General features: G+C 73.9%; 20 protein-coding genes. 13 read left to right on the top strand and 7 right to left on the bottom strand.

Annotated elements, in window-relative coordinates; genetic code table 11:
• The first annotated feature begins 5 nt into the window (after positions 1 to 5).
• From AB0B55_RS16725 to AB0B55_RS16695, 7 genes are all read left to right on the top strand, one after another.
• Positions 6 to 2576, top strand: coding sequence for a LuxR C-terminal-related transcriptional regulator (locus AB0B55_RS16725; protein ID WP_357172116.1), 2571 nt, complete (start codon positions 6 to 8; stop codon positions 2574 to 2576).
• Positions 2577 to 2601: 25 nt separating this feature from the next.
• Positions 2602 to 4578 (top strand): nitrate- and nitrite sensing domain-containing protein, encoded by a 1977-nt coding sequence (locus AB0B55_RS16720; protein ID WP_357172115.1) that lies wholly within the window; start codon positions 2602 to 2604, stop codon positions 4576 to 4578.
• On the top strand, positions 4575 to 5024 hold the full coding sequence (locus AB0B55_RS16715) for a roadblock/LC7 domain-containing protein (protein WP_357121231.1): 450 nt from the start codon (positions 4575 to 4577) through the stop codon (positions 5022 to 5024). Before AB0B55_RS16720 ends, AB0B55_RS16715 begins: the two co-directional genes overlap by 4 nt.
• Complete coding sequence (locus AB0B55_RS16710) at positions 5002 to 5382, top strand: DUF742 domain-containing protein (protein WP_357121228.1); 381 nt, start codon at positions 5002 to 5004, stop codon at positions 5380 to 5382. The genes AB0B55_RS16715 and AB0B55_RS16710 overlap by 23 nt, the downstream gene beginning before the upstream one ends.
• A 104-nt stretch (positions 5383 to 5486) precedes the next feature.
• Positions 5487 to 6188 (top strand): cellulose binding domain-containing protein, encoded by a 702-nt coding sequence (locus tag AB0B55_RS16705; protein WP_357121225.1) that lies wholly within the window; start codon positions 5487 to 5489, stop codon positions 6186 to 6188.
• A 68-nt stretch (positions 6189 to 6256) separates the two neighbouring features.
• Positions 6257 to 6637: a YccF domain-containing protein gene (locus AB0B55_RS16700; RefSeq protein ID WP_355050086.1), complete on the top strand. Its 381-nt coding sequence runs from the start codon at positions 6257 to 6259 to the stop codon at positions 6635 to 6637.
• 108 nt (positions 6638 to 6745) lie between these two features.
• Positions 6746 to 7543 carry an SAM-dependent methyltransferase gene (locus AB0B55_RS16695; protein ID WP_357121219.1) on the top strand — a complete coding sequence of 266 codons (798 nt, stop codon included), beginning with the start codon at positions 6746 to 6748 and terminating at the stop codon, positions 7541 to 7543.
• A 32-nt stretch (positions 7544 to 7575) separates the two neighbouring features.
• Here the strand turns inward: AB0B55_RS16695 and AB0B55_RS16690 are convergent, their stop codons facing one another.
• The gene (locus AB0B55_RS16690; RefSeq protein WP_357121215.1) at positions 7576 to 8319 is read right to left on the bottom strand and encodes a cellulose binding domain-containing protein; all 744 of its coding nucleotides are present in this window, start codon (positions 8317 to 8319) and stop codon (positions 7576 to 7578) included.
• A 355-nt stretch (positions 8320 to 8674) separates the two neighbouring features.
• Between AB0B55_RS16690 and AB0B55_RS16685 the strand changes: the two genes are divergently transcribed.
• Together AB0B55_RS16685 and AB0B55_RS16680 are read left to right on the top strand one after the other, a co-directional pair.
• Positions 8675 to 9742 (top strand): hypothetical protein, encoded by a 1068-nt coding sequence (locus AB0B55_RS16685; protein WP_357172114.1) that lies wholly within the window; start codon positions 8675 to 8677, stop codon positions 9740 to 9742.
• A 94-nt stretch (positions 9743 to 9836) separates the two neighbouring features.
• On the top strand, positions 9837 to 10763 hold the full coding sequence (locus tag AB0B55_RS16680) for an acetamidase/formamidase family protein (RefSeq protein WP_357121209.1): 927 nt from the start codon (positions 9837 to 9839) through the stop codon (positions 10761 to 10763).
• 23 nt (positions 10764 to 10786) lie between these two features.
• On the opposite strand, the gene pdxY is transcribed toward AB0B55_RS16680, so the two are convergent.
• From pdxY to AB0B55_RS16660, 4 genes are all read right to left on the bottom strand, one after another.
• On the bottom strand, positions 10787 to 11638 hold the full coding sequence (pdxY, locus tag AB0B55_RS16675) for a pyridoxal kinase PdxY (RefSeq protein ID WP_357121206.1): 852 nt from the start codon (positions 11636 to 11638) through the stop codon (positions 10787 to 10789).
• Between the two features lie 146 nt (positions 11639 to 11784).
• Entirely contained in the window at positions 11785 to 12570 is a 786-nt protein-coding gene (locus AB0B55_RS16670; RefSeq protein ID WP_357121203.1) for a serine protease, read from the bottom strand.
• Between the two features lie 124 nt (positions 12571 to 12694).
• Positions 12695 to 12838, bottom strand: coding sequence for a hypothetical protein (locus tag AB0B55_RS16665; protein ID WP_357121200.1), 144 nt, complete (start codon positions 12836 to 12838; stop codon positions 12695 to 12697).
• 151 nt (positions 12839 to 12989) lie between these two features.
• Positions 12990 to 13931, bottom strand: a complete 942-nt coding sequence (locus AB0B55_RS16660; RefSeq protein WP_357172113.1) for a hypothetical protein — start codon at positions 13929 to 13931, stop codon at positions 12990 to 12992.
• A gap of 277 nt (positions 13932 to 14208) precedes the next feature.
• Here AB0B55_RS16660 and AB0B55_RS16655 point away from each other — a divergent pair, with 277 nt between their 5' ends.
• Both AB0B55_RS16655 and AB0B55_RS16650 read left to right on the top strand, forming a co-directional pair.
• Positions 14209 to 15189 carry an ATP-binding cassette domain-containing protein gene (locus tag AB0B55_RS16655; protein ID WP_357121194.1) on the top strand — a complete coding sequence of 327 codons (981 nt, stop codon included), beginning with the start codon at positions 14209 to 14211 and terminating at the stop codon, positions 15187 to 15189.
• Positions 15186 to 16013, top strand: a complete 828-nt coding sequence (locus tag AB0B55_RS16650) for an ABC transporter permease (RefSeq protein WP_357121190.1) — start codon at positions 15186 to 15188, stop codon at positions 16011 to 16013. The genes AB0B55_RS16655 and AB0B55_RS16650 overlap by 4 nt, the downstream gene beginning before the upstream one ends.
• Before the next feature lie 6 nt (positions 16014 to 16019).
• Here the strand turns inward: AB0B55_RS16650 and AB0B55_RS16645 are convergent, their stop codons facing one another.
• Positions 16020 to 19199: a BTAD domain-containing putative transcriptional regulator gene (locus AB0B55_RS16645; RefSeq protein ID WP_357172112.1), complete on the bottom strand. Its 3180-nt coding sequence runs from the start codon at positions 19197 to 19199 to the stop codon at positions 16020 to 16022.
• 151 nt (positions 19200 to 19350) lie between these two features.
• Here AB0B55_RS16645 and AB0B55_RS16640 point away from each other — a divergent pair, with 151 nt between their 5' ends.
• Together AB0B55_RS16640 and AB0B55_RS16635 are read left to right on the top strand one after the other, a co-directional pair.
• Positions 19351 to 20802, top strand: a complete 1452-nt coding sequence (locus tag AB0B55_RS16640) for an SDR family NAD(P)-dependent oxidoreductase (protein WP_357172111.1) — start codon at positions 19351 to 19353, stop codon at positions 20800 to 20802.
• Positions 20803 to 20819: 17 nt separating this feature from the next.
• Entirely contained in the window at positions 20820 to 21296 is a 477-nt protein-coding gene (locus AB0B55_RS16635) for a heme-degrading domain-containing protein (protein WP_357172110.1), read from the top strand.
• A gap of 51 nt (positions 21297 to 21347) precedes the next feature.
• On the opposite strand, the gene AB0B55_RS16630 is transcribed toward AB0B55_RS16635, so the two are convergent.
• Positions 21348 to 22724 carry an FAD-dependent oxidoreductase gene (locus AB0B55_RS16630; protein WP_357172109.1) on the bottom strand — a complete coding sequence of 459 codons (1377 nt, stop codon included), beginning with the start codon at positions 22722 to 22724 and terminating at the stop codon, positions 21348 to 21350.
• Positions 22725 to 22825: the final 101 nt, after the last annotated feature.

Raw genomic sequence — 22825 nt, 5'->3', positions numbered from 1 at the left:
CCACAATGATCATGAATAACCTCGTCGACTCCCGACTGGTGCTGGGCCGGGCGTCCAGGGCCCTGTTGGACCGGGTCGCCGACGATCCGGTCGCGCCGCTCACCGTCGGCCTGGCCGGCCCCGCCGGGCACGGCAAGACCGCCCTGCTCACCGAGCTGACGAACATCCAGCAACGGGCCGGCGTCACCGTGCGCACGGGTGTTCCCGGGCCCGGCGAGCCCGTCGACCCGGACGACCTGATCCTGGTCGACGACGCGCACCTGCTCGACGACGAACGGATCGGCGTGCTGCTGCGCCTGGTCGCCACCCGCCGGCACCGGCTGGTCGTCGCCCACCGCCCCTGGCCCCGGTCGGCAGCCCTCACCGAGCTGGTCGACACGCTGCGCCGCGACGGGCAGGCCGTGCTGCTCGGGCCGTTCACCCGGGAGCAGACCGGAGCCTGCGTCGCCGCCGTCCCCGAGCTGACCCAGCGCGCCGAGCTTGTCGACTTCGTACACGCGCAGACCGGTGGCGTCCCCCGCGACGTCGAGCGGCTCACCCGCGGCCTGCGCGCGGCACCGAGCCTGACCACCGCCCCGACCGAGCCGCCCCGACCCGTCGTCCTCGAGTTCGCGCCGGAGCTGGAGATCCAGCCCGCCCCCGTACGACGACTGTTGCTCGCGGTCGCGGCCGGCGTACCGCTGCCGGTGGCCATGCTCGGCCCGCTCCTGGATCAGGAGCCGGAGGCGGTGGACGAGCTGATCGCCACGACCCGGGCGGCCGGGCTGATCGGCGCGGACGGCCGGCTCACCCCGCTGGTCCGCCGGGCCGTCACCACGCTCAGCCCGGCCACCGAGCGCAGCGCCGTCTGGCGTCGCCTCACCGAGTTGCAGCTCGCCCGGGGTGGTCCGGTGCTACCGCTGGTCCGCTCGCTGCTCGCGGTGGGCGTCCTCGGCGACTGTCCGGCCCCGACACTCGCCGCGGCGGCCCAGGAGGCGCTTGCCGACGAGCCGGCCTTCGCCGCCGAGCTGTTCGCCGCCGCCACCGCGGCCGGGCACCCGACCGGCGCCCGCCAGGCTCTCGCGGCCGCGCTCGCCGGTGACCTCGACGACGCGCTGCGCCTGGCGGACCGGTTGCTGACCACCGCCGACCCGGCGGTCCGCGCCGAGGCGGCCGCGGTGGCGGCGACCGCGCTGGCGCACCGGGGCCACGCCGGCCGCAGCGTCGAGCTGTACCGGTGGTCGGGCACCGCCTCGTCGGTGGCGTTCGCCGCCGTGGGCGGGTTCGCCATCGGCGACCTGACCGCCGACGGGCCGCGCGTGGACGAGCCCACCGGCGCACCGCCCACCCTGCACGCCAGCGCCGCCCGGCTGATGGCCGACGGAGTACGCGAGGGCGTCACCGGCACGCCGAGCGCGGCGCTCTCCGCGCTCGTGCAGTCCGCCGCCCTGCTGGAACCGGACGGTCGGGCGGCCCTCCTGCCGGACAGTCCGGCGGCGCTGGCCGCGCTGACCGCCGTGCACTGTGGCGAGCTGGACATCGCCGAGCGGGTCCTGCACCGCGCGCAGGCCGGCGGTGTCGGCGGCCCGCTGATGGCCCGCCGGCATCGGCTGTTGCAGGCCTGGATCCTGATGGTTCGAGGTCAGACGCTCGCCGCCGCCGAGCGCCTCGCCACGGTCACCGCCGACGAACGCCCGTTGGAATCCCGCGACCTGCTCTTCGCCGCCGCGCTGCGGATGGGCATCGCCCGGCGCACCAGCGACCTCGGCGCGCTCAAGCGGGGGTGGGGCCAGGCGCTGGAGGCGGTGGTCCGCCACGGGGTCGACCTGTTCACGCTGCTGCCGCTGGGCGAACTGGCCATCGCGGGCGCGCGGCTCGGTGACGTGGCCCGGTTGGCGCCCTACCTGCGGGAGGGCGCCACCCTGCTCGAACGGCTCGACACACCGACGCTGTGGAGCGTCCCGCTGCACTGGAGCGGCCTGCACGCCGCCATCCTGACCGGCGAGCCGACGGCCGCCGACGACCACGTCGCCGCCCTGCTCGCCGCCGCCGAGCACAGCCGCTACGCCGGTGTGGTCGCCGCGGCCGCCGAGAGCTGGGTCGAGGTGCTACGGGGTGTGGTCGACCCGGTACGGGTCGAGGCCGCCGCCCGGGGCCTGCACGACACCGGACTGTGTTGGGACGGCGCCCGCCTCGCCGGTCAGGCCGCGATCCGCACCGCGGACCGACGGGCGATGACCACCCTGCTCGAGTGCGCCCGGGTGCTCCAGGGTCGGGCGGCCGGCGCGACCGGTGGGCAGCGCCCGATCGACGGCGCGACCGCCACGCCGGCCGCCACCGCGGCCGGCCCCACCCAGCAGGGGCTGAGCGACCGCGAGTACGAGGTGGCCGAGCTGGTGCTCGCCGGGCTGACCTACCGGGAGATCGGTGACCGGCTCTTCATCTCGGCCAAGACCGTGGAGCACCACGTGGCGCGCATGCGCAACCGGCTGCACTGCGCCAATCGGGCGGAGCTGCTGGCGTTGCTGCGGACCATGGTCGCCGACCGGGCCAGCGACGCCGCCGGGCAGCCGTGGCCGCAGCGGTCGGCCCGATGAGCCGGCGCACCCGGCGGAGCGCCACGTGACGCGCGCACGACGACCTGGGGTCCGGCTCGTCGCGACGGCGGCGGTGCTGCTCGCGTTGTGGTCGTACGCAGCCTGTCTGACCGGCCAGGACGCCCTCGACCTGCTGCGGGTGCGGGCCCTGGCCGACACCCTGGGCCAGCCCATCGACCGGCTGGTCCTGAGCCTGCAGACCGAGCGCCGGGCGACCGCCGAGACGCTGGCCGACGCCGCGCCCGCAGGGGCCACGCTGGCCGGGGCGCGGGCGGCGACCGACGTGGCAGCGGCGCAGGTCCGGGCGTTCGGAGACGGACACGACCTGCGCCTGCTCAGCGCGGGGGCGGTCCGCGACCGGGCCGAGACCCTGGTCCGGAGGCTGAACGGGCTGGGGGCGATCCGGTCCCGGGTGGACGACAGGCAGCTCGACCAGGCGGGCGCGGTCGACGGGTACGACCAGCTCGTCGACGCCGCCTTCGACGTGTACGGACCGGAGTGGGGCGCGCACGAGAGCAGGCTGGCGGTCGACACCCGCGCGGTGATCGCGTTGGCCCGTGCCCGTGAGCTGCTGGCCCGGGAGGACACCCTGGTCACGGCGGCCGTCCTGAGCGGTCGACTGGGCGTCGAGGAGCGCCGCCGGCTGGTCGAGCTGGTGGCCGTCCAGCGGTACGCCCGGGCCGAGGCGACGGCCGGCCTGCCGGGCGACGGCCAGGGCGCGTACCAGCGACTCGTGGCGGGACCCGAGTTCGCGGGCCTGCTCGCCGTGGAGGACACGCTGCTGCGCACGGACCGGGTCGACGCGCTGCGTGGGGTCAGCGCGCAGAAGTGGCGCGCGGCGGCGGACGCCGCCCTCGGCGCGCTGCACGAGCTGGTGACGACGACCGCCCGCGCGAGCGTCGAACGGGCCACACCCGGCGCCGCGGTGATCGTGGGGCGGACCGGCGTGGTGGTGGGTCTCGGGCTGATCGCCGTAATCGCGGTGCTGTTGGGCTGGGCCAGGGCCGTACGCCGCGGGCCCGAGCACGAGACGCCGCCGGGCGCCGACGAGCCTCGGTCGGAACCGCCGACCGCACCCGTCGACCGGCTGCCGCCGGTTGCCGAGAACGGCGGCGATCAGCAGGGTGGCGGGCCGGCGCGGGAACGTCACGCGGCCGACCTGTTGCTGGGGATCACCCGGCGCAACCAGGTTCTGCTGCGCGACCAGCTCGACCTGCTCGACGCGATGCAGCGGCGGGAGCAGGACGCCGCGGAGGCCGACGAGCTGTTCCAGCTCGACCATCTCACCACCCGTATCCGCCGCAACGTGGAAAAGGTGATCACCCTCGCCGGGGCGCGGCCCGCGCGCCGCTGGCGACGCCCGGTCCCCCTGCTCGACGTGACGCGCGGCGCGGTCGCCGAGGTGCCGGAGTACCACCGGGTCCTGGTGGCGCCGCACTGGCCGTGGTCGCTCGCCGGCCCCGCCGTCACGGACGTCGTGCACCTGCTGGCCGAGCTGATCGAGAACGCTCTGACCTTCTCGACGACCGACACCACGGTCCGGGTCACCGGCGAGCACCGGCCACACGGCTGCGCGATCGTGGTGGTCGACGACGGTCCCGGCCTCGACGCCACCGCGCTCGACGAGGCGAACCGTCTGCTCGCCAGCCCGCCGAACGACCCGCCGAGCGACGCCGGAGGGTTGTACGCGGTCGCCCTGCTGGCCGCCCGGTGCGGTGCCCGGGTCGTCCTGCGGCCCAGCCGACGCGGCGGGACGGCTGCCATCGTGCACCTGCCGGCCGAGCTGGTCACCGTGACCGGCGGCCCGGACGCGACGTCGCCGGGGCCCGCGTACCGGCCGCTGCCCGGAGCGGTCGAGGTGCCGGACGCGAGGCCGACGGGCAGCGCCGACGGGCTGCCGATGCGGATCCGCCAATCCGGGGCGCCCGTGCCCGGCCCCGGCAACGCCGGCCCCGAGACCGTCGAGCTGCCGATCACGAGAACAACGAGGAGACATCGATGACGCACGCAGTGGTCACCGAGGACAGCCTGACCGGCGCGCTGGACCGCCTGGTGGACCGGGTACGCGGTGCGGAGTTCGCCGTGGTGCTCTCCCCGGACGGGCTCCCGCTCGGCGGTTCCCGGCAGGTGCAGGCGAAGCTGGCCGAAGAGATCTCCGGGATCGTCGCCGGCCTGTTGGCGCTGGGACTGGCCGCCACCCGGACGTGCGACGCGGGCGGGCTGCGCCAGATCGTGGTGCAGATGTCGCGGGCGTTCCTCTTCGTCGCCACCATCTCGAACGGGACCATCCTGACCGTGCGGATCTCCGGCGACGAGGTCGAGGTGGGCGACATGGCGTACGAGGTCGCGCTCTTCGTCGGGCAGGCCGAACGGCACCTGCCGATCCGCCTGGAGACCGCCGCCGCGGCGAGGAGCGGAGATTCTGGTGCCCAGCGCCGGCTCAGCTGACGAGGCGTGGTACGACGACGACGCCGGCCCGGTCGCCCGTCCGTACACGATGACCGGTGGGCGTACGACGTCCGAGCGCGGCCGATTCGACCTGATCTCGCTGGTCGTCGCGCGGCGGTCGGCGACGTCGCCCACGTCGCTCTTCCCCGAACAGGCGCGGATCGTCGAGCTGTGTCACCATCCAGTGTCGGTGGCTGAGGTCAGCGCCGAGCTGGATCTGCCCCTCGGCACCGTTCGGGTCCTCCTCGGTGACCTGCTGGGGGCGGGGTTGGTCGAGACGCACGAACCGCCGTCGCTGTCGGATCTGCCGTCGCAGGAGCTGCTCGAGTCGATACTCGTCGGGCTGCGCGCCCTGTGACCGCTCGGGTGCCACCGCGACCGAGCGGTCGCGGGCGGGCGTCCGGCGACGAAGTGAAGGGGAGACAGGCAGTGCCGGCAACACCGCCGCAGCCACGGCGTACTGTGGCGATCATTCTGCTGGACCGGATCGTGGCCGCTGCCGCAGCCGCACGGCGGGTGGTCACCGGCCGGGCCGACGTGTCGCGGGCCACCTGGGTCGCCGTATTCGCGGCGCTCGGGGTGGTGGTGGCGACGGTGGTCTCGATCGTCAGTGTGGTGCGTACCCCGGAGCGGCTCGCGCCGGTGACCCTGGACGCGCCCCCGTCGGTGGACCAGTTGGGCACGCCGGGCCCCGGTACGCCCCGGGGGCAGGCACAGCCGGCCGCCACCAGCCCGACCACCGTGGGGTCGCCCTCGGCCAGCGCCGCGCCGCCACCCGTCGAGCCGCCGTCCAGCGCGCCGGCCGTGACCCCCTCGTCGGCCTCCCCGACCCCGGCCGCCCTCGCCGCCGACTTCGTCGTCGAGGACAACGCGCTGCTCAGCTACGGCGCGACCGTGACGATCAGCAATCCGGGGCCGGTGCCGGCGACGCGGTGGACGCTGACCATCACGCTGCCCCGGGAGTCGCTGCGGGTCAGCGCGGTCGAGGGCGCGCGGGCCACCCAGGACGGCGCGGTGTGGACGTTCGTGCCGGACGGCAGCGTGGGGCAGGTGCCGGGCAGCGCCTCGACGCGGGTGACCTTCCGGGTCAACGGCGCGGTGGTCGGCGCGACGCCGACGGCGTGCACGATCGACGGGGTCGCCTGCGGCGGCCTGTCGAGCTGAGCCCCGGCCGCCGAGTCGGTCCCGACGGCGGCCCGGACGCGGTGGCGAGCATCGCTCATGCTGAAGGGGTGATTCGCTTCGTCCTGAACGTCCTGTGGCTCATCTTCGGCGGTGGCCTCGTGCTGGCGATCGGCTACGGCTTCGCCGCGCTGATCTGCTTCCTGCTGGTCGTCACCATTCCGTTCGGCGTCGCCGCGCTGCGCCTCGCCGTCTACTCGCTGTGGCCCTTCGGCCGCACGCTGGTGCCCAAACCGGGCGCGGGCGTCGGCTCCGGGCTGGCGAACGTGCTCTGGGTGGTGCTGGCCGGTTGGTGGCTGGCCCTGTCCCACATCCTCGCCGGCATCGCGCTCTGCGTGACGATCATCGGGATCCCCTTCGGCATCGCCAACTTCAAGCTCGTCCCGGCCGCCTTCTGGCCGCTGGGCCGGGAGGTCGTCGAAGCGCCGTGACACGTCGACGGGTCGCCCGTTTCCGAGGCGGGCGACCCGGTCGGGGCCGACGCCGTCGATAGTGGACAATCCGGTTCACCCCGACGGACCCCTCGATAGGAGCCTGGCATGGCCGGCCCGGACGCCGAACTCACCGCGACGCTTCAGCCCGACGTGCCGCACGCGGCACGGATCTGGAACTACTGGATGGGCGGCAAGGACAACTTCCAGTCCGACCGGGCGGCCGGTGACGCGGTCGCCGAGGTCTACCCGGAGATCGTCCTGATGGCGCAGCAGTCCCGCCGCTTCCTGGTCCGGGCGGTCCGGTACCTGGCCGCCGAGGCCGGCATCCGGCAGTTCCTGGACATCGGCACCGGCCTGCCGACCATGCAGAACACCCACGCGGTCGCCCAGGGCATCACGCCGGACGCGCGGGTCGTCTACGTCGACAACGACCCGATGGTCCTCGTGCACGCCCGCGCGCTGCTGGCCAGCACGACCGTCCAGGGTGTCACGACGTACGTGCCGGCCGACTACCACGACCCGGAGGCCATCCTCGCCGAGGCGGCGCGGACGCTCGACTTCGACCAGCCGATCGCCGTCATGTTCATGGGCGTGCTGGGGTACGAGCCGGACCTGGAGGTGGTGCGCTCGATCGTCGGGCGGACGATGGACGCGACGGCGTCCGGCAGCCACCTGGTGCTCTGGGACGGCACCAACACCAGCCCGCAGGTGGTCTCCGGGGCGCAGCGGCTGGCCGAGAACGGCGGTGTCCCGTACATCCTGCGCAGCCCGGCGGATCTCGCCGGCTGCTTCGCCGGGTTGACGCTGGTGGAGCCCGGTCTCGTGCCGATCCCGCTGTGGCGTCCGGACGAGGCCGACGCCCGGGGGATCGACGCCTACGGCGCGGTGGCCCGCAAGCCCTGACGCGACGCCGACCCCCGGGTACGTCGCCCGGATCAGCGCGCGCAGGTCAGCGTCAGCCCGGCCGGCGGCGCGCTGGCCGTCGCGAGCAGACCGAACGTCGTCGACCCGTCCGGCGCCAGCGTTCCGTTGTACGGTGCGTTGCGCACCACCACGTCAGCGCCGGCCGGGTCGACGACACCGCCCCACACCGCCTGGATCCGCTCGTCGCCGGCCCAGCGCCAGGAGACGCGCCACTGGTCCAACGGCTGCGTGCCGACGTTGCGGACCGTCACGGTGGCGACGAATCCGGTGCCCCAGCGCGAGTCGATGGTGGCGGTCGCCCGGCAGGACGTCAGCGCGGCGGTCCGGCCGCTCCCCCCGTAGTAGGGCTCCCACCGGCCCTCGGAGTCGCGGAACCCGAACCAGTACTCGGTGTCGGGGGTCAGCCGGTCGAAGGTGACGGTGCCGTCACGCTCGGCGGAGACCAACTCGGCCACCGGGTTCCGCCACGCGTAGGCGTCCTCGCGGCTGGCGAAGAGTCCGACGGTGATCGGCGGCCGGTAGCCGCACGGCGGGCTGAGCGCGATGAAGTAGACGACGGTCAGGCTGGTGGTGGTGGCCGCGGACACCCGACCACCGATGGGCAGTGCCGGCGGGCAGACCGGGGTGGGTGTCGGCGCCGCCGTGACCGACGCCGTGGGTGTCGGCGCCGCCTGGGCGACGCCGGTGGTCGCGGCCCAGCCGGTCGTGGCGGTGGTCAGGGCGATGGTCGTGAGAGCCAGGAAGATGCGACGCATCCGTACCTCCGAGAAGCCGTCGCCGTCGCGGCCACGGATGGGCAGCCGACCGTACGGGTCCGGACCTGCGCGGCGGCCGCCCGACGGCGATCGGCATGCGGCCGCTGACGGGGACTGCCCGCGCGCGGGTGGTGGGGCCACCTCGCGCGTCCCCGACTCCGGAGCAGAGATCGACCACGCCGGCTCCCGAGCGCGGCCGAACCACAGCATCGCATTCGACGGTTGTCGATACAAGCGGGGTGTCGCGAGCCCGTCGGACGCCCGCCGCCTGCCCGTCGCCGCGAGGACACGCGCCGGGCCCCCGGATCGACGATCATCCATAGTGGTATGTCACTTCGACGCGGGAGCACACACCATGCGCGACAGGAGCAACACGAACCGGCGGGTGACGAGGGCACTGACGGCGGCGGCCACCGTGGCGGCGCTGACGCTGGCCCCCCTCACGACGCCGTCACCCGCAGCCGCCGCTCCCAGCCGGGCCGACCTGGCCCTGCGCTGGGCGCCCATCCACTACCAGGACGTCGACGCCACCGGCACCCACGCCCTGGGCGGCCGGAGTGACTACGTCACCGCCGTGGACTTCGACGGCGACCTGAACGGGCGCAACAACTGGGACCGCACCGGGGCGTCCGGCACGTCGCTCGCCGCGCACGTGTACTACTCCGTCGTGGAGACGAGCACGCACTGGTACATCACGTACCTGTTCTTCCACCCCCGGGACTGGACCGACCACCCGTTCTTCGAGACCGAGCACGAGAACGACGGCGAGGGCGTCCTCTTCGCGATCGAGCGGGACGGCTCCGCGTACGGCGTCCTGCGCGGGGCGGTCACCGTCGCGCACAGCGACTTCTACTCGTACACCCCGGCCGGCAGCAGCTGGACCAGCGGCCGGGAGAGCGTCGACGGCACCCTGCAGTTCCAGTCCTCGCCGCACGACTCCTTCACCCACCCGGTCACCGCCCAGGAGGCGCAGGGCCACGGACTGAAGGCGTACCCGCAGTACGCCATCAACGGCGACGGCCTGGTCTACTACCCGTCCACGGTGGCCGAGACGCCGGAGAACGGCGACGACCGGGACGTCCGTTACCAGCTCATCGACATCTTCGCCGCCGGCGGCCTGTGGGCGCAGCGGACGAACGCGAATCTCTTCGCCAGCCTGGGCACCTTCGCCGGCGACACCTCCGGCGACTGCGGCGTCGGCACCTGGAGCTGCTCGTCGAACTCCGCGAACGCCCCCTGGGGCTGGGACGACGGCAACGACGTACCCGCCCGTGGCGAGTTGGCGAGTGACCCGGCGAAGCTGTCCGCCGATTACTTCACCGTCCCGGCCGGGTTGGCGCGCAGCTACAGCTACAACCCGTACGCCACTGCCGCCAAGGCACTGGCTGAGGCGGCCCGCACGGCACCGCCGACCGTCGACTGACCCGATCCGCGCAGGTGCGCGGCCGACCCGTTCGGCCGCGCACCCACGCCCACCGGCGGTCGCGCCACGCCGGATCGACACGTAGCCTGCGCAGATGCGACACACCCTCGCACCGGACGACAAGACCCTGCACGGCCACTTCTCCCCCGACCTCGCGCCGGTGCTCACCATCGACTCCGGCGACACCGTCACCTACCGCACCCTGGACTGCTGGTGGTCGGCCGGCCCGTACCCCGGCGGCGCGAACCGGGACCGCCCCCGGGTCCCGCAACGCCGGCCCGAGGACGGGCACGCGCTCGTCGGACCGGTCGCGGTCCGCGGCGCTCGCGCCGGCCAGACCCTCGCGGTACGCATCGACGCGATCGTCCCGGGCACCTGGGGTACGACGGTGGCGGGCGGGTGGCCGAGCGCCTTCAACGAGCGCTACGACGTCGAGTCGACACAGGTGGTACACGCCTGGGAGCTGGACCCGGCGACGATGACCGGCCGCAACCAGCACGGCCACACGGTGGCGTTGCGTCCCTTCATGGGGGTGCTCGGCATGCCGCCGGCGGAGCCGGGACGGCACTCCACCACCCCACCTCGCGAGTGCGGCGGCAACCTGGACTGCAAGGACCTGACCGCCGGGACCACGCTGTTGCTGCCGATCACGGTCGACGGAGCGTTGTTCTCGGTCGGGGACGGGCACGCCGCCCAGGGCGACGGCGAGGTGGGCGGCACGGCGATCGAGTGCCCGATGGACGAGGTGACGCTGACCTTCGACGTCCGCGACGACTTCCCGGTCACCGGCCCGGTGGCCCGTACCGCCGACGCCTGGCTGACGCTGGGCGTGGGAGCGACCCTCGACGAGGCGACGCTCCGTGCCCTGGAGGCGATGATGACCCTGCTGCAACGGCTGCACGGTCTCAGCCGGCCGGACGCGGTGGCGCTGGCCAGCGTCCTCGTCGACGTACGGGTGACCCAGATCGTCAACCAGACCGTCGGCGCGCACGCCGTGCTGCGCGACGACGCGCTGCGCTGAGCTGACGCCGGTCCGGGTCGTGGTCAGCGCAACCGGCGGGCCGTGAACCGGGCCGGCGGCTCGGCGATCGCGTCCTGCGCGGCGATCAGTTGGATCTCCCGGGTGCCCGCCGCGAGGGTCGCTTCGAGGACGGCGAAGACCGAGGAGACGGTCCGCTCCAGCGCGGTGGCCGGTGAGCCGGTGGTCGACAGGTGCGCCAGGTACAGCGCCGCCGTGACGTCGCCGCCGCCGTTCGGGTTGATCGGCAGCAGCGGGGTGGTGACCGCCCAGGCCCCCTCGTCGGAGACCGCCACCACCTCCAGCGAACCCGCCGCCACGTCGTCGTGCAGCACGCTCGTCACCAGGGCGTGCCTCGGCCCGGTGGCACGGACGACGTCGACCGCCTCCAGCACCTGGGCGAGGGTGGTGGTCGTACGGCCGGCGAGGAAGTCCAGCTCGAAGTGGTTCGGCGTGATGATGTCGGCGCGCGGCACGACGGTGTCGCGCAGGTACTCCGGGATGCCGGGCCGGACGAACATCCCCCGGCCGACGTCGCCCATCACCGGGTCGCAGCAGTACACGGCGGCCGGGTTGGCGGCCTTGACCTGGGCGACGGCGTCGAGGATCACGGCGCCCATCGCCGGGTCGCCCTGGTAGCCGGACAGCACCGCGTCGGCGCTGCCGAGAACGCCCCGGTCGGCGATGCCCGCGATCACCTCGGCCACGTCGGCGGCCGCCAGCAACGGGCCGCGCCACGCGCCGTACCCGGTGTGGTTGGAGAAGTGGACGGTCAACACCGGCCACACCTCGTGCCCGAGACGCTGCAGGGGGAAGACGGCGGCCGAGTTGCCGACGTGGCCGTAGGCGACCGACGACTGGATGGACAGGATCTGCACGGACCCATTCTGGCCGCCCCGTCCGCCCCGGGACGCGCGGGCCACCGATTCTGTCGGCTGGCCCACTGCGGTTCGCCCGGACGCCACACGGCACTTGGGGGCGGCCCGGACCGCCGAAATCCGGGCCGCCCCCTCGTGCCGCGCGGTCAGCCGCCGAGGCTCGCCGCGGCCGAGGCGATCGACGAGGCGAAGTAGCTCACCTGGGTGTAGACGCCCGGGTAGTTGGGTCGGGCGCAGCCGTTGCCCCAGCTGACGATGCCGACCTGGATCCAGGCGTTGGTGGCGTCGCGGCGGAACATCGGGCCACCCGAGTCGCCCTGGCAGGTGTCGGTGCCGCCGCTGGCGTAGCCGGCGCAGATCTCCTCGGCCGGGATGAGGTCGCCACCGTAGTTGGAGTTGCAGGTGGAGTCGCTGACGAACGGCACGCTCGCCTTGAGCAGGTACCGCTGCTGCGCGCCGCCCTCACGGGCCGCGCCCCAGCCGGCGACGGTGAAGGTGCCGCTGTCGTACGCGGTCGTGGTGGCGATCTTCAACGTGCTCAGCCCGGTGACGGGGGTGGCCAGCCGGATCAGCGCCCAGTCCTTACCGTTGCCGTTGTAGCCGGGCGCGCGGTAGACGTAGTTGGACCGGACGGTGATCCGGCTGGACGACTGGAGGTCGACCACCCCGAGGGTCGCGGTGATGCTGGTGTTGGTGCCGGTCGCGCCCACGCAGTGTGCGGCGGTGAGCACCAGCCGGGAGCTGTAGAGGGCCCCGCCGCAGCCCATCGAGAGCCGCACCATGAACGGGAACTCGCCCTGGGCGGCGCGGGTGCCGCCGACCACGTTCGGCGTGACGGGGTTGTCGGCCGCGGCGGCGGGTGCCGCGAGGGTGAGGCTGGCCGCGGCCAGCGCGGCGGCCACCAGGCCGGTGAGGGTACGCCAGCGAACCATGCATTCCTCCGCTTCGGTACGGCACGCCTTGTGGGCGCACCTGATCGATAGCGGCTATCGTATTGATGGGAATATATGTTCCGGGTCATCCCCTCTGGGTCGTACTCCAGGGTTATGGATCGCGCTAGACATCGCGGTCCCGCCGACGGCGACGCCCACGGGCGGCGACGACCGCCATGAGGCTGACCACCGCGGCGGCCAGTTGCAGCACCGCGCCGAGCAGGTCGACCAGGCTGGAGAGGGCGGTAGCGTCGGGGACAAGGTCCATCGCGGCCTCCGGGTTTCGACCCCCACCATCCGCGCCTTGCGGAGGGCTTCCCCCGGGCCCACGGACATCGACGGGCGCCACCACCATTATGGCAGCGGCCGGCGAGCGCACCAACCCCGGATTCCGAGGCGGTGACCGGACGGCGGCCGGCTCACCGCGGAACGGACTCCTGCCCGGCCAGCACCACCAGGCCGTCGGCCGGAACGGAAACGGAAGCCGTCGCGCCGTCGGGCCAGACGAGGTAGCCCACCGGTGGCCCCGCCGATCCCCATCGCGCCCCGACGATCGTGGCCAGTCGCGCGTCGTCCGCCCCCGCGACACGTCGTACCCGGGTGCCCGGGGCATGCCCGTCGTCGGCCACGATGAGCAGCGCGTCGAGGATCTGTCCCACGCCGGCGGCCGGCAGTCCCGGCACGTACGGCTCGTCCACGGAGCCGAGGCGCGGCGTCATCATCGTGCGCAGCAGCGCGGCCTGGCGGACCGCCGCGTGGCGGAGCTGCCCGTCCACGCCAGCCTCGACGACGGCCAACGCCTCCTCGATCGCCGACCAGAGCCGCGTCGGCGTCTCGTCGAGCAGCCGGCGGGCCTCCCGGTCGACATCGGAGCAGGCGGTGTCGACCGCCGTGTCCTCGCCCAGCTCCGCGATCCAGGCGACGTCCCCCACCTCCGGGAGCAGTCCGGGCGACTCGGCCGCGACCACGAGGTACAGCATGGCGAGCAACTCCTGCCGACCTTCGCCGTGGTAGAGCCGACCGACGCCGGAGCCGGCCGGCCCACGGCTGGGCGGGAAACGTTCGACGAGGTGCGCGGCGCGGCCCTCCGGCAGCGTCGCCGCGCGGCGCGTGTCGGCCACCCGTTCGCCGAACGAGCGCCGTTCGCGGCGGTCGACGAGGGCCTGACGGTACGGGTCGGCGCTGGTCGGATAGATCGTCCGGCCGTACCTGGCGAGGGTTTCGCCGGGCTTCAGACCGGCCGAGTCGAGTTGCCGGGCGGCCACCGAGTAGCCGACGCCGGTGCGGGCCGCCTCCTCCCGGATGGCGCGCCTGCGGGCGCGGCCCGCGACGGGGGAACGGTGGGACGGGTGATCGGACATGACGCCTCCGGTGCAGCCCCACGCGCTCCACGGAGCGGGCGACGTGACCGGCACGCCGAGAATCGACACGACCGCGCGGAGTCGGCGACTCTTGGCCCAGGTATGTGGTCGGGCGTGGGCCACCACATCGGGCGCGGGCAGGCGCTCTGCCGCCGCCAGCATATCGCGACGCCCGCGCCGACGGCCGCCCTCGCGTCGGCACGGTGTCGGCCCGCGTCGGCGGGGCTGTCAGCGGCGTGTCGGGGCCGTGTCAGGCGCGCCGCGCACGCTGGTCGGCATGACAAGCGATCTGGTGATCGAGGCCGAGGGCCTCGTCAAGACCTTCGGGAAGACGAGGGCGCTGCAGGGCGTGGACCTCGCCGTACCCCGGGGGACGGTGCTCGGGGTACTCGGCCCCAACGGCGCCGGCAAGACCACGGCCGTCCGCATCCTCTCCACCCTGCTGGCCCCGGACGCCGGAAGCGCCCGGATCGGCGGCTTCGACGTCGTCCGCGACGCCGGGCGGGTCCGGCAGCGTATCGGCCTCACCGGCCAGTACGCCTCGGTCGACGAGGATCTGACCGGGCGGCAGAACCTGGAGCTGTTCGGCACGCTGCTGGACCTCGGTCGCGCCGGTGCCCGGCGGCGGGCCACCGAACTGCTCGAATGGTTCGACCTGACCGACGCCGCCAACCGGCCCGCCAAGACGTACTCCGGGGGTATGCGCCGACGGCTCGACCTGGCCGCGAGCCTCGTCGGCTCGCCGGACGTGATCTTCCTGGACGAGCCGACGACCGGGCTGGACCCGGCCAAGCGCGAGGACATGTGGGACGTGGTCCGGTCGCTGGTGACCAACGGCTCGACGGTGCTGCTCACCACGCAGTACCTGGAGGAGGCCGACGCGCTCGCCGACGCGATCACGGTGATCGACCACGGCCGGGTCATCGCCCACGACACACCCGACGGGCTCAAGCGGATCGTCGGCGGGCAGACCCTCGAGGTCCGGCCGACCGACCCGGCGCAGCTCCGCCGAACCGCGGCGATCCTGACCGAGGTCGGCTCGGGCGGGCCGGCCGACGAGATCCGCAGGGGCGTCCTCGCCGTGCCGGTCGCCGACGACACGGCGCTGACCGAGAGCGTCGCGCGCCTGGCCTCCGCCGGCATCGCCGTCACCGAACTCTCCCTGCACCTGCCCAGCCTCGACGAGGTGTTCTTCACCCTCACCGGGCGTACGGCGTCCGAGGACGACACCACTTCGCGTACGGAGGTAGCGGCATGAGCACCCTGGTCGGCGCACCAACCACACCGAACTCCACACCGTCGACGGCAGCGGTGAACCCACGACCGTTCCGGCTGGTGCGGCACTCGCTGGCGCTCGCCAAACGCAGCCTGATCAAGACCTGGCGTACGCCCGAGGCGCTGATCGATGTCACGCTGCAACCGGTGCTGTTCCTGGTCATCTTCGTCTACATCTTCGGCGGCGCGGTCGCCGGCTCCACCCATGACTACCTGCAGTTCCTGCTGCCGGGCATCCTGGCGCAGACCATCGCCACCGGGGCGATCGCGATCGGCGTGAACCTGAACACCGACATCGCCAAGGGCATCTTCGACCGGTTCCGGTCGCTGCCGGTCCCCCGTTCCGCACCGCTTGTCGGCGCGGTCCTCGGCGACGTCGTCCGGTACGTGATCGTCACGGTCTCGACCCTCGCGATCGGCTACCTGATGGGTTTCCGGATCGACACCGACCCGTTCCGGGCGATCGCCGGCTGCGTGCTCGCGGTGTTGTTCGCGCTCTGCCTGAGCTGGCTGCCGGTCTGGGTGTCGATGAAGGTGCGCACCCCGGGCGCCGTGCAGGGCCTGATGTTCGCCCTGATCATGCCGCTGAGCTTCGGGTCGAACGTGTTCGTCGGCACCGACACCCTGCCCGGCTGGATGCAGGCCTTCGTGAAGGTCAACCCGATGACCCACCTGGTGGCCTCGGTACGCGGCCTGTTCCTCGGCACCCCGCTCGACGCGCACGTGTGGTGGACCCTCGCCTGGTGCGCCGGCTTCGTGGCGGTGTTCATGCCGATGGCGTTGCGGGCCTACCGCAAGAAGGTCTGACCCGGGCTAGGCGAGCAGGTCCTCCATCAGCTCACGGACCCGGGTGACGGCCGCGGCCACCGGCCGGGCACGCCAGACGGCCAGCAACGACTCACGCTGCTCCTCGTTACCGAGGGCGGCGTCGAGTCGTTCGCTGCGTTCGCTCGGGAAGAACAGCTCCATGTGCGTCCCGAGCCGCTTGGCGAGCGCGGACAACTCGCGGGTGGTGGCGATGTCGTCCCGGTACGCGGCGAGGTCCGCGCCGCCTGACGCCCACGCCCCGATCACCGGCAGGTCCTTCGAGTTGAGCGCGTCGTCGCGGGCGAGCGCCAACAACGTGGCCGCCTGGCGGGCGGCGTCGGTGCCCGATGCCCCCCGCGCCTCGGCCACCCGCAGGTACAGGACCGCCACCGAGGCCCGCAGCATCACCCGCGGCTGCGGTGGCGGGCCGGTCCAGCCGGCGAGAGTGCGGTTCACCTCGTCGGCGTGGGCCAGTGCCTCGTCATAGCGCTCGCGCTGCCAGGCGAGGTGCGCCAGGCCGAGAAGCGCCTGCGCGACGTCCATCTGCTCGGCCTGGCCCGGCGTCGCCGTCTCACCGAGTCGCCGTTCCGCGTCCGCGTCGCCGGTCAGGGCGAGCTGCACGTCCAGCCGCACCCGGATCGACCGCGCGTCCTGCTGTGCGCCGATCATCTCCATGTGCCGGACGCTGCGCGCCAGCCACTCGGCCGACCGCCCCTCCCTGCCAGGGAGCAGGAACTGCCCGACGGCACCCGCGGCCATCGCCATGCCCCAGTGGTCGCCCGCCACCTCGAAGCGGTGGTACGCCTGCTCGGCGTCCTCGATCGACGCCTCCGGCAGGCCGTTGTTCTCCCGTACCGCCGCGCGCGCGATCAGGCCGAGCGCCTGCACGTACGGGTCCGGGTGCGCGATCAACTCGGTCGCGGCCTTCAGGCTCTTCTCCGGGTCGGACTCGTCGAAGCCGGGCAACGCCACCGCGAACGCGGTCAGCCGCGGCGACACCTCGGCGGGCCGCTCCGCGAGCAGCGTGCGCAGGGCGCGCCGCGCGAGCACGGCGGGCCGCAGGTCGGCGCTGATGCCGCCGTTCGCGCTGATCAACAGGCACGTCCAGGCGAGTCGGTCCCCGTGCGGCAGGGGCCGGCCGCTGGCCCGGCCCCGCAGGATCGCCGAGCGTCGACGCCGATGCGGCTCGTCGACGTGCAGCATCCCGCGTGCCCAGACGAGGACTTCCAGGTGCAGGCCGCGCACCGTCCAGAGGTGCAGCAGCGCGGTGGCGACGTCGACGGCGGCCGGCTCGTCGTCCTGACCCAGCGCCCACCGCAGGCCCGCGACCAGGTTGTCCTGCTCGACGGCGCAACGGTCGAGCGCCTCCACCTGGTCGGGGCCGACGAAACGGTCGCCGAGCGCGACGGCCTCGTCCCGGCACCACCCCGCCAGGCCGGCCATCGCCGCGTCCCGGTCGCCGGACGCACCGAGTCGGGCCTCGCCGTACTCGCGGACGGTCTCCAACATCCGGTAGCGGGGCGGCCCGTCCCCCTCAACCAGGGTCAGCAGGGACTGTTCGACGAGCCTCGCCAGACCTCGCCGTACGTCGGGGGTCCGCGCGACCGCGGCGGCGAGGTCGGCGGTGAACGGCGCGGGGATGACCGCGACCCGCTCCAGCAGCGCCCGGTCGTCGGGCGCGAGCAGTTCCCGGCTCCAGTCGACCATCGCCCACAGGCTCGCGTGGCGTTCCGGCAGACCCCGCAGCGCGTCGTCGAGCAGCGCGAACCGGTCGGTCAGCCCGGCGAGCACGTCGTCGATCGGCATGTGCCGCAGCCGCGCGGCGGCCAGTTCGAGGGCCAACGGCAGATTGTCGAGCCGGTTGCACAGCGCGAGAACCCGCGCGGTGTCCCAGGTCGGCACCGCGCCACCGGCCCGTGCCCGGGATTCGACCAACCCGAGCGCGTCGGCGTCCGGCAGGGCGGTCAGTCGGTGGACCCGCTCGCCGGCCAGGCCCAGCGGGGCGCGACTGGTCGCGAGCACCGCCACCTCCGGGGAGACCACCGCGAGCAGATCGGCGACGACGGCGGCGACCGCGTCGAGGACGTGCTCGCAGTTGTCGAGCACGACCAGGCCGTCGAGGTCCGGCGCCACGGCCCGCATCCGCTCCTCGGGGCTGAGCACCCGGCGTTCGAGGCCCAGACTGCCGCCGGTGGACGAGGTGTCCGCGCCGCCGAGCGCCGCGAGCACGGTGGGCAGCACCTCGTCGGGCGAGCGCAGACCGGCCAGCTCGACCACCCGCACCCCCTGCCCGGCCGCCGCCGCGCGCCGGGTCACCTCGGCGGCGAGGCGGGTCTTGCCCGCGCCGCCGGTCGCCACGATCGTCACCAGGGCCGACTCGTCGAGCGCCGCGTCCAGGGCCTCCACGTCCCGCTCGCGGCCCAGCAGGGCGGTCATCGGCCGGCGCCACGCGGCGGGCAGGACGACGCGTGCCGGCGGACGGGGTGACGCCACGACTGCCGGCTGGTTGAGTTCGCCGCGCAGGAGGGCCAGGTGGACCTGTGTGATCACCGGGGACGGGTCGGTCCCGTAGCGGTCCGCCAGCTCGTCGCGGAGACGCTCGACCACCTCCAGCGCCTCCGCCTCCCGCCCCTGCGCGGCGAGCACCCGCACGAGCAGGGCGGCCGACGGCTCGTCCGGGGGCGTCCGCGCGGCCAGCCGGCGCAGGTCGGCCTCGTCGTACGGGCCCGCGCCGGCGAGCGCGGCCTCGGCGCGCAGCGCGGCGACGGTGGCGAACAGGCGCGCGTCGTCCGCGCTGGCGATCTCCGGCACCTCGGGAAACAGGGCGCGGGCCCGGTCGGCCGCGTCGCGGGCCGCGCGCGCGTCACCGGCCCGCAGCGCGACCCGACCGCCCTCGACCAGCGCCCGTGCCTCGACCGCGTCGACCGTCACCTCCTCGGCCGGCAGGCGGTAACCCCCCGGCACGGCCACCACGGGCAGCCCGAGACGACGTACGCGGGACACGAGCGCCTGCACGGCGCCGGTCGCGTCGTCCGGCGGGGCGCCATCCCAGACCGCGTCCACGAGCAGGCTGGTGGAGACCGCCCGCCCGCGCGCCTCGACGAGCGCGCGGAGCACCGCGGCCAACCGCTCGCCCCGGACCGGCCGGCCGTCGACGGCGAGGGGACCGAGGATGGTGATCTGCACGGGACCAGCATCCCTCACGCGCACCACAGAGCTGTGCAGGGTGCCCGACGGCGCGGGGTGCGGCCGGGACGCCGCGGTGCGTACAGTTTCGGGTCGGACTTGGGGTGGGCCGGCGAAATCCGGCACAGGAAACGGGACGAGACAACGACGCATGACGGTGGACAACATTCCCGACAACGCTCAGGGCGGCATCGACCGGAACCGGCTGGAGACCTGCCTGAGCGTCTTCGAGGCGTTGGAGGCCCTTCCTCCCGACCACCCCGACGTGGTGCGGGTGCAGCGGGCCACCGCGCGGCTCTACAAGGTGATCAAGCAGCGGCGACGTGAGGAGCGGCGCGACGCCATCCTGGCGGCCGACCGGGCGGTGACGGAGGCCACGGCCACCGGCGCCCCGGGTCGGATCGACGACGAGACCCAGGGCATCCCCCTCGCCTCCCCCACCAGCGGCACGACGGCGGGGCTCCTGCACAACCCGCGCGGCTGCTACATCTGCAAGCAGCGCTACCGCGAGGTGGACGCCTTCTACCACCAGCTCTGCCCGTCCTGCGCCGCGCTGAACCGGGAGCGCCGGGACGCCCGTACCGACCTGACCGGCCGGCGCGCCCTGCTCACCGGCGGGCGCGCGAAGATCGGCATGTACATCGCGCTGCGGCTGCTGCGCGACGGCGCGCACACGACGGTGACGACCCGGTTCCCGCACGACGCGGTCCGCCGGTTCGCCGCGATGCCCGACAGCGCGGACTGGCTGCACCGCCTGCGGATCGTCGGCATCGACCTGCGCGACCCGGCGCAGGTGATCGCCCTCGCCGACTCGGTCAGCAGCCAGGGCCCTCTCGACATCCTGATCAACAACGCGGCGCAGACGGTCCGCCGCTCGCCCGGGGCGTACGCCCAGCTCGTCGCCGCGGAGGCCGCGGCCCTGCCGGACGGTCCCCTGCCGGAGCTGATCACGTTCACCAAGCCGGCCGGCGCGGGTGACGCGCTCACCGCCGGCTCGGAGTCGCCGGCCCTCACCCCGCACGCGCTCACCGCACTGGCGTTGACCAGTCGTTCCGCCTCGCCGGAGCGGATCGCGGCGTCCACCGCCATCGACGCCGGCGGTCTCGTGCCGGACCTCGATCCGGTCAACAGCTGGGTGCAGCGGGTGCAGGAGGTCGACCCGGTCGAGCTGCTGGAAGTGCAGTTGTGCAACGTGACCGCGCCGTTCGTGCTGGTCAGCCGACTACGTCCGGCGATGGCCGCCGCGCCGGCCCGCCGGAAGTACGTGGTGAACGTCTCGGCGATGGAGGGTCAGTTCGGTCGCGGCTACAAAGGGCCGGGGCACCCGCACACCAACATGGCCAAGGCCGCGCTGAACATGCTGACCCGCACCAGCGCCCAGGAGATGCTGACCGACGGCATCCTGATGACCAGCGTCGACACGGGTTGGATCACCGACGAGCGGCCGCACCCGACGAAGATGCGCCTGGCCGACGAGGGGTTCCACGCCCCGCTGGACCTGGTCGACGGCGCGGCCCGGGTGTACGACCCGATCGTCCGCGGCGAGCAGGGCGACGACCTGTACGGCTGTTTCCTGAAGGACTACGCGCCGTGCGCCTGGTGAACGACGAGGAGAAACCCATGCCATCCGACCACGATTCCTGGCCGACCCTGGACGAGCTGCTCCGCGAGGAGGCGGAGCTGGAACGTACCGGCCTGTCCGAGACGGACGCGTACGAGCTGGGCATGCGCGCCGTGGCCGCCGCGAGCGAGCGGGCGCTGCCGGTCGCGGTGGGCGTGTGGCGGGCCGGGCGTCAGCTGTTCCACTGTGGCCTGCCCGGCTCCACCCAGGACAACGACGCCTGGCTGCGCCGCAAGGGCCGGGTGGTGATGCGGTTCGAGCACTCGTCGCTCTACGTGGCCCGGCTCTGCCAGGACAAGAACGTGACGCTGACCGAACGTTACGGGCTGCCGGCCTCCAAGTACGCCGCCGCCGGGGGCGCGGTGCCGCTGCGGGTGCGCGGCACCGGCGTGGTGGGCTGGATGGGCGTCTCGGGGCTTCCGCAGTTGGACGACCACCGCTTCGTCGTCGACATCCTGCGGTCGGCCGCGCAGTAGTTGGCGAACCCGCCGCCCGTCCGGCGTCGGACGGGCGGCGGGGTCTCTCCGTCAGCCCGCCCGACGGTTGGCGCGCACGGCGCCCAGGATCACGCCGAGTTTGGCCAGCGACAGCGGGTGCTCGCGCATCGAGACGACCTCGTTGAACCGGCGTGCGATCGCCACGTCCGTCACGGTCGCCGTGAGGATCTGCCGGCTCGCCCAGCTGGAGATCCGGTAGCCGCGTGGGTAGGGGCCGTCGACGTGCGGCAGCGCCAGGTCGGCGGAGGTCGACGTCGACCACGCGGCGTCGACCACGACCTTCTGCAGGCCGAGGAAGTGGCGGGCCGGCACGCTCAGGTCCGGGCCGGGGCGTAGGTACGCCGACAGGCAGGCCGCGTGCAGGGCCGCGGCCGTCATCCCCTGCCCGTACACCGGGTTGAACGACGCGACGGCGTCGCCCACGCTGACGAGCCGGGCCGGGAAGCGCCGCAGCGCGTGGAAGTCCCGACGCCGGCTGTCGGCGTGGTGGTAGGTCTGCACGTCACCGAGCATCTCCTGGTCGGCGACCTCGCCGAACTCGGGCGGGAACTGCTCGCGCAGCCGTCGGACGAAGTCCTGCGCGGTGCGTCCCGGCCGGTCGTCGCCGTAGCCGGCCATCATGGCCATCCACCGGCCGTCCTCGATGGCGAAGAAGGCGGCGCCGGCGACGTCCGTCATGGTCCGTGGGGTGTGCAGGGCCATGACGACGCGCGTCTGAGGGGTCTGCTCCGGGCGTCGGAACAGCGCGGTGGCGTAGTTGAGGTGCACCGGCATCCGGCGGGTGGCGGGCCGCTCCCAGCCGGCCTGTTCCAGCCAGTCGGAGAGCCGGCTGGACCGGCCCATGGCGTCCACCACCAGGTCGCCGCCCTCGACGCCGGCCACCCCGTCGACCTCGCAGCGCACACCGGTGACCGCGTCGCCCTCGATCACGAGCCCGGTGGCGCGGGCGGTGACGGTCTTGACGTTGGGGAGTCGGAGCACCTGCTGGCGGATCAGCCCCTCCAGCAGCGGCCGACTGCCGGCGAGGCTGTCGTCGTCGTCGGGTACGACCACCTTGCGTCGACCGTCGAGGTAGCTGCGTCGGGTGGCGGGTGGCGCCTCGACCGCGCCGTGGGCCAGCGCCTGCTGGCGGAACCCGGGGAACAACTGCTCCAGTTGCAGAAGACCGCCGGGCAGCAGCGCGTGCAGTTGGGTGCCCTGGGGCACGCCGGGCCGTGCGCCGCTGACCTGCGGGTCGTCCCGGTCGATGAGGATCACGCTCTCGGCGTGGTCGGACAGGACCCGGGCGGCCAGCAGGCCGGCAACGCTGCCGCCGACCACCACCGCCTTACCCAGGACCGGAGTTGGCTGTTCGGGAGGTCGCACGGCGTTCAACGCGGCGAAGACCCGAACCGGGGAGAGGGACATGGTGCTCTCCAAAGGAGTACGAGGCAGGGCACCCTCCCCCGAGTCTGCCGCACGGACAGACCGGCGGCGCCGGCCGTTCGACAGGATGCCTGACGATCGTT

It is taken from the genome of Micromonospora sp. NPDC049107 (genome assembly GCF_040648595.1).
GTDB lineage: Bacteria > Actinomycetota > Actinomycetes > Mycobacteriales > Micromonosporaceae > Micromonospora.
This window is presented reverse-complemented; position numbering and strand designations above follow the sequence as displayed.

What these genes read in the sequence shown, in the direction of transcription:
- AB0B55_RS16630 (WP_357172109.1), bottom strand. Translation starts at nt 22,724, where the DNA reads ATGTCCCTCTCCCCGGTTCGGGTCTTCGCCGCGTTGAACGCCGTGCGA.
- AB0B55_RS16660 (WP_357172113.1), bottom strand. Translation starts at nt 13,931, where the DNA reads ATGTCCGATCACCCGTCCCACCGTTCCCCCGTCGCGGGCCGCGCCCGC.
- AB0B55_RS16695 (WP_357121219.1), top strand. Translation starts at nt 6,746, where the DNA reads ATGGCCGGCCCGGACGCCGAACTCACCGCGACGCTTCAGCCCGACGTG.
- AB0B55_RS16665 (WP_357121200.1), bottom strand. Translation starts at nt 12,838, where the DNA reads ATGGACCTTGTCCCCGACGCTACCGCCCTCTCCAGCCTGGTCGACCTG.
- AB0B55_RS16650 (WP_357121190.1), top strand. Translation starts at nt 15,186, where the DNA reads ATGAGCACCCTGGTCGGCGCACCAACCACACCGAACTCCACACCGTCG.
- AB0B55_RS16670 (WP_357121203.1), bottom strand. Translation starts at nt 12,570, where the DNA reads ATGGTTCGCTGGCGTACCCTCACCGGCCTGGTGGCCGCCGCGCTGGCC.
- AB0B55_RS16640 (WP_357172111.1), top strand. Translation starts at nt 19,351, where the DNA reads ATGACGGTGGACAACATTCCCGACAACGCTCAGGGCGGCATCGACCGG.
- AB0B55_RS16680 (WP_357121209.1), top strand. Translation starts at nt 9,837, where the DNA reads ATGCGACACACCCTCGCACCGGACGACAAGACCCTGCACGGCCACTTC.
- AB0B55_RS16685 (WP_357172114.1), top strand. Translation starts at nt 8,675, where the DNA reads ATGCGCGACAGGAGCAACACGAACCGGCGGGTGACGAGGGCACTGACG.
- AB0B55_RS16725 (WP_357172116.1), top strand. Translation starts at nt 6, where the DNA reads ATGATCATGAATAACCTCGTCGACTCCCGACTGGTGCTGGGCCGGGCG.
- AB0B55_RS16690 (WP_357121215.1), bottom strand. Translation starts at nt 8,319, where the DNA reads ATGCGTCGCATCTTCCTGGCTCTCACGACCATCGCCCTGACCACCGCC.
- AB0B55_RS16655 (WP_357121194.1), top strand. Translation starts at nt 14,209, where the DNA reads ATGACAAGCGATCTGGTGATCGAGGCCGAGGGCCTCGTCAAGACCTTC.
- AB0B55_RS16715 (WP_357121231.1), top strand. Translation starts at nt 4,575, where the DNA reads ATGACGCACGCAGTGGTCACCGAGGACAGCCTGACCGGCGCGCTGGAC.
- AB0B55_RS16635 (WP_357172110.1), top strand. Translation starts at nt 20,820, where the DNA reads ATGCCATCCGACCACGATTCCTGGCCGACCCTGGACGAGCTGCTCCGC.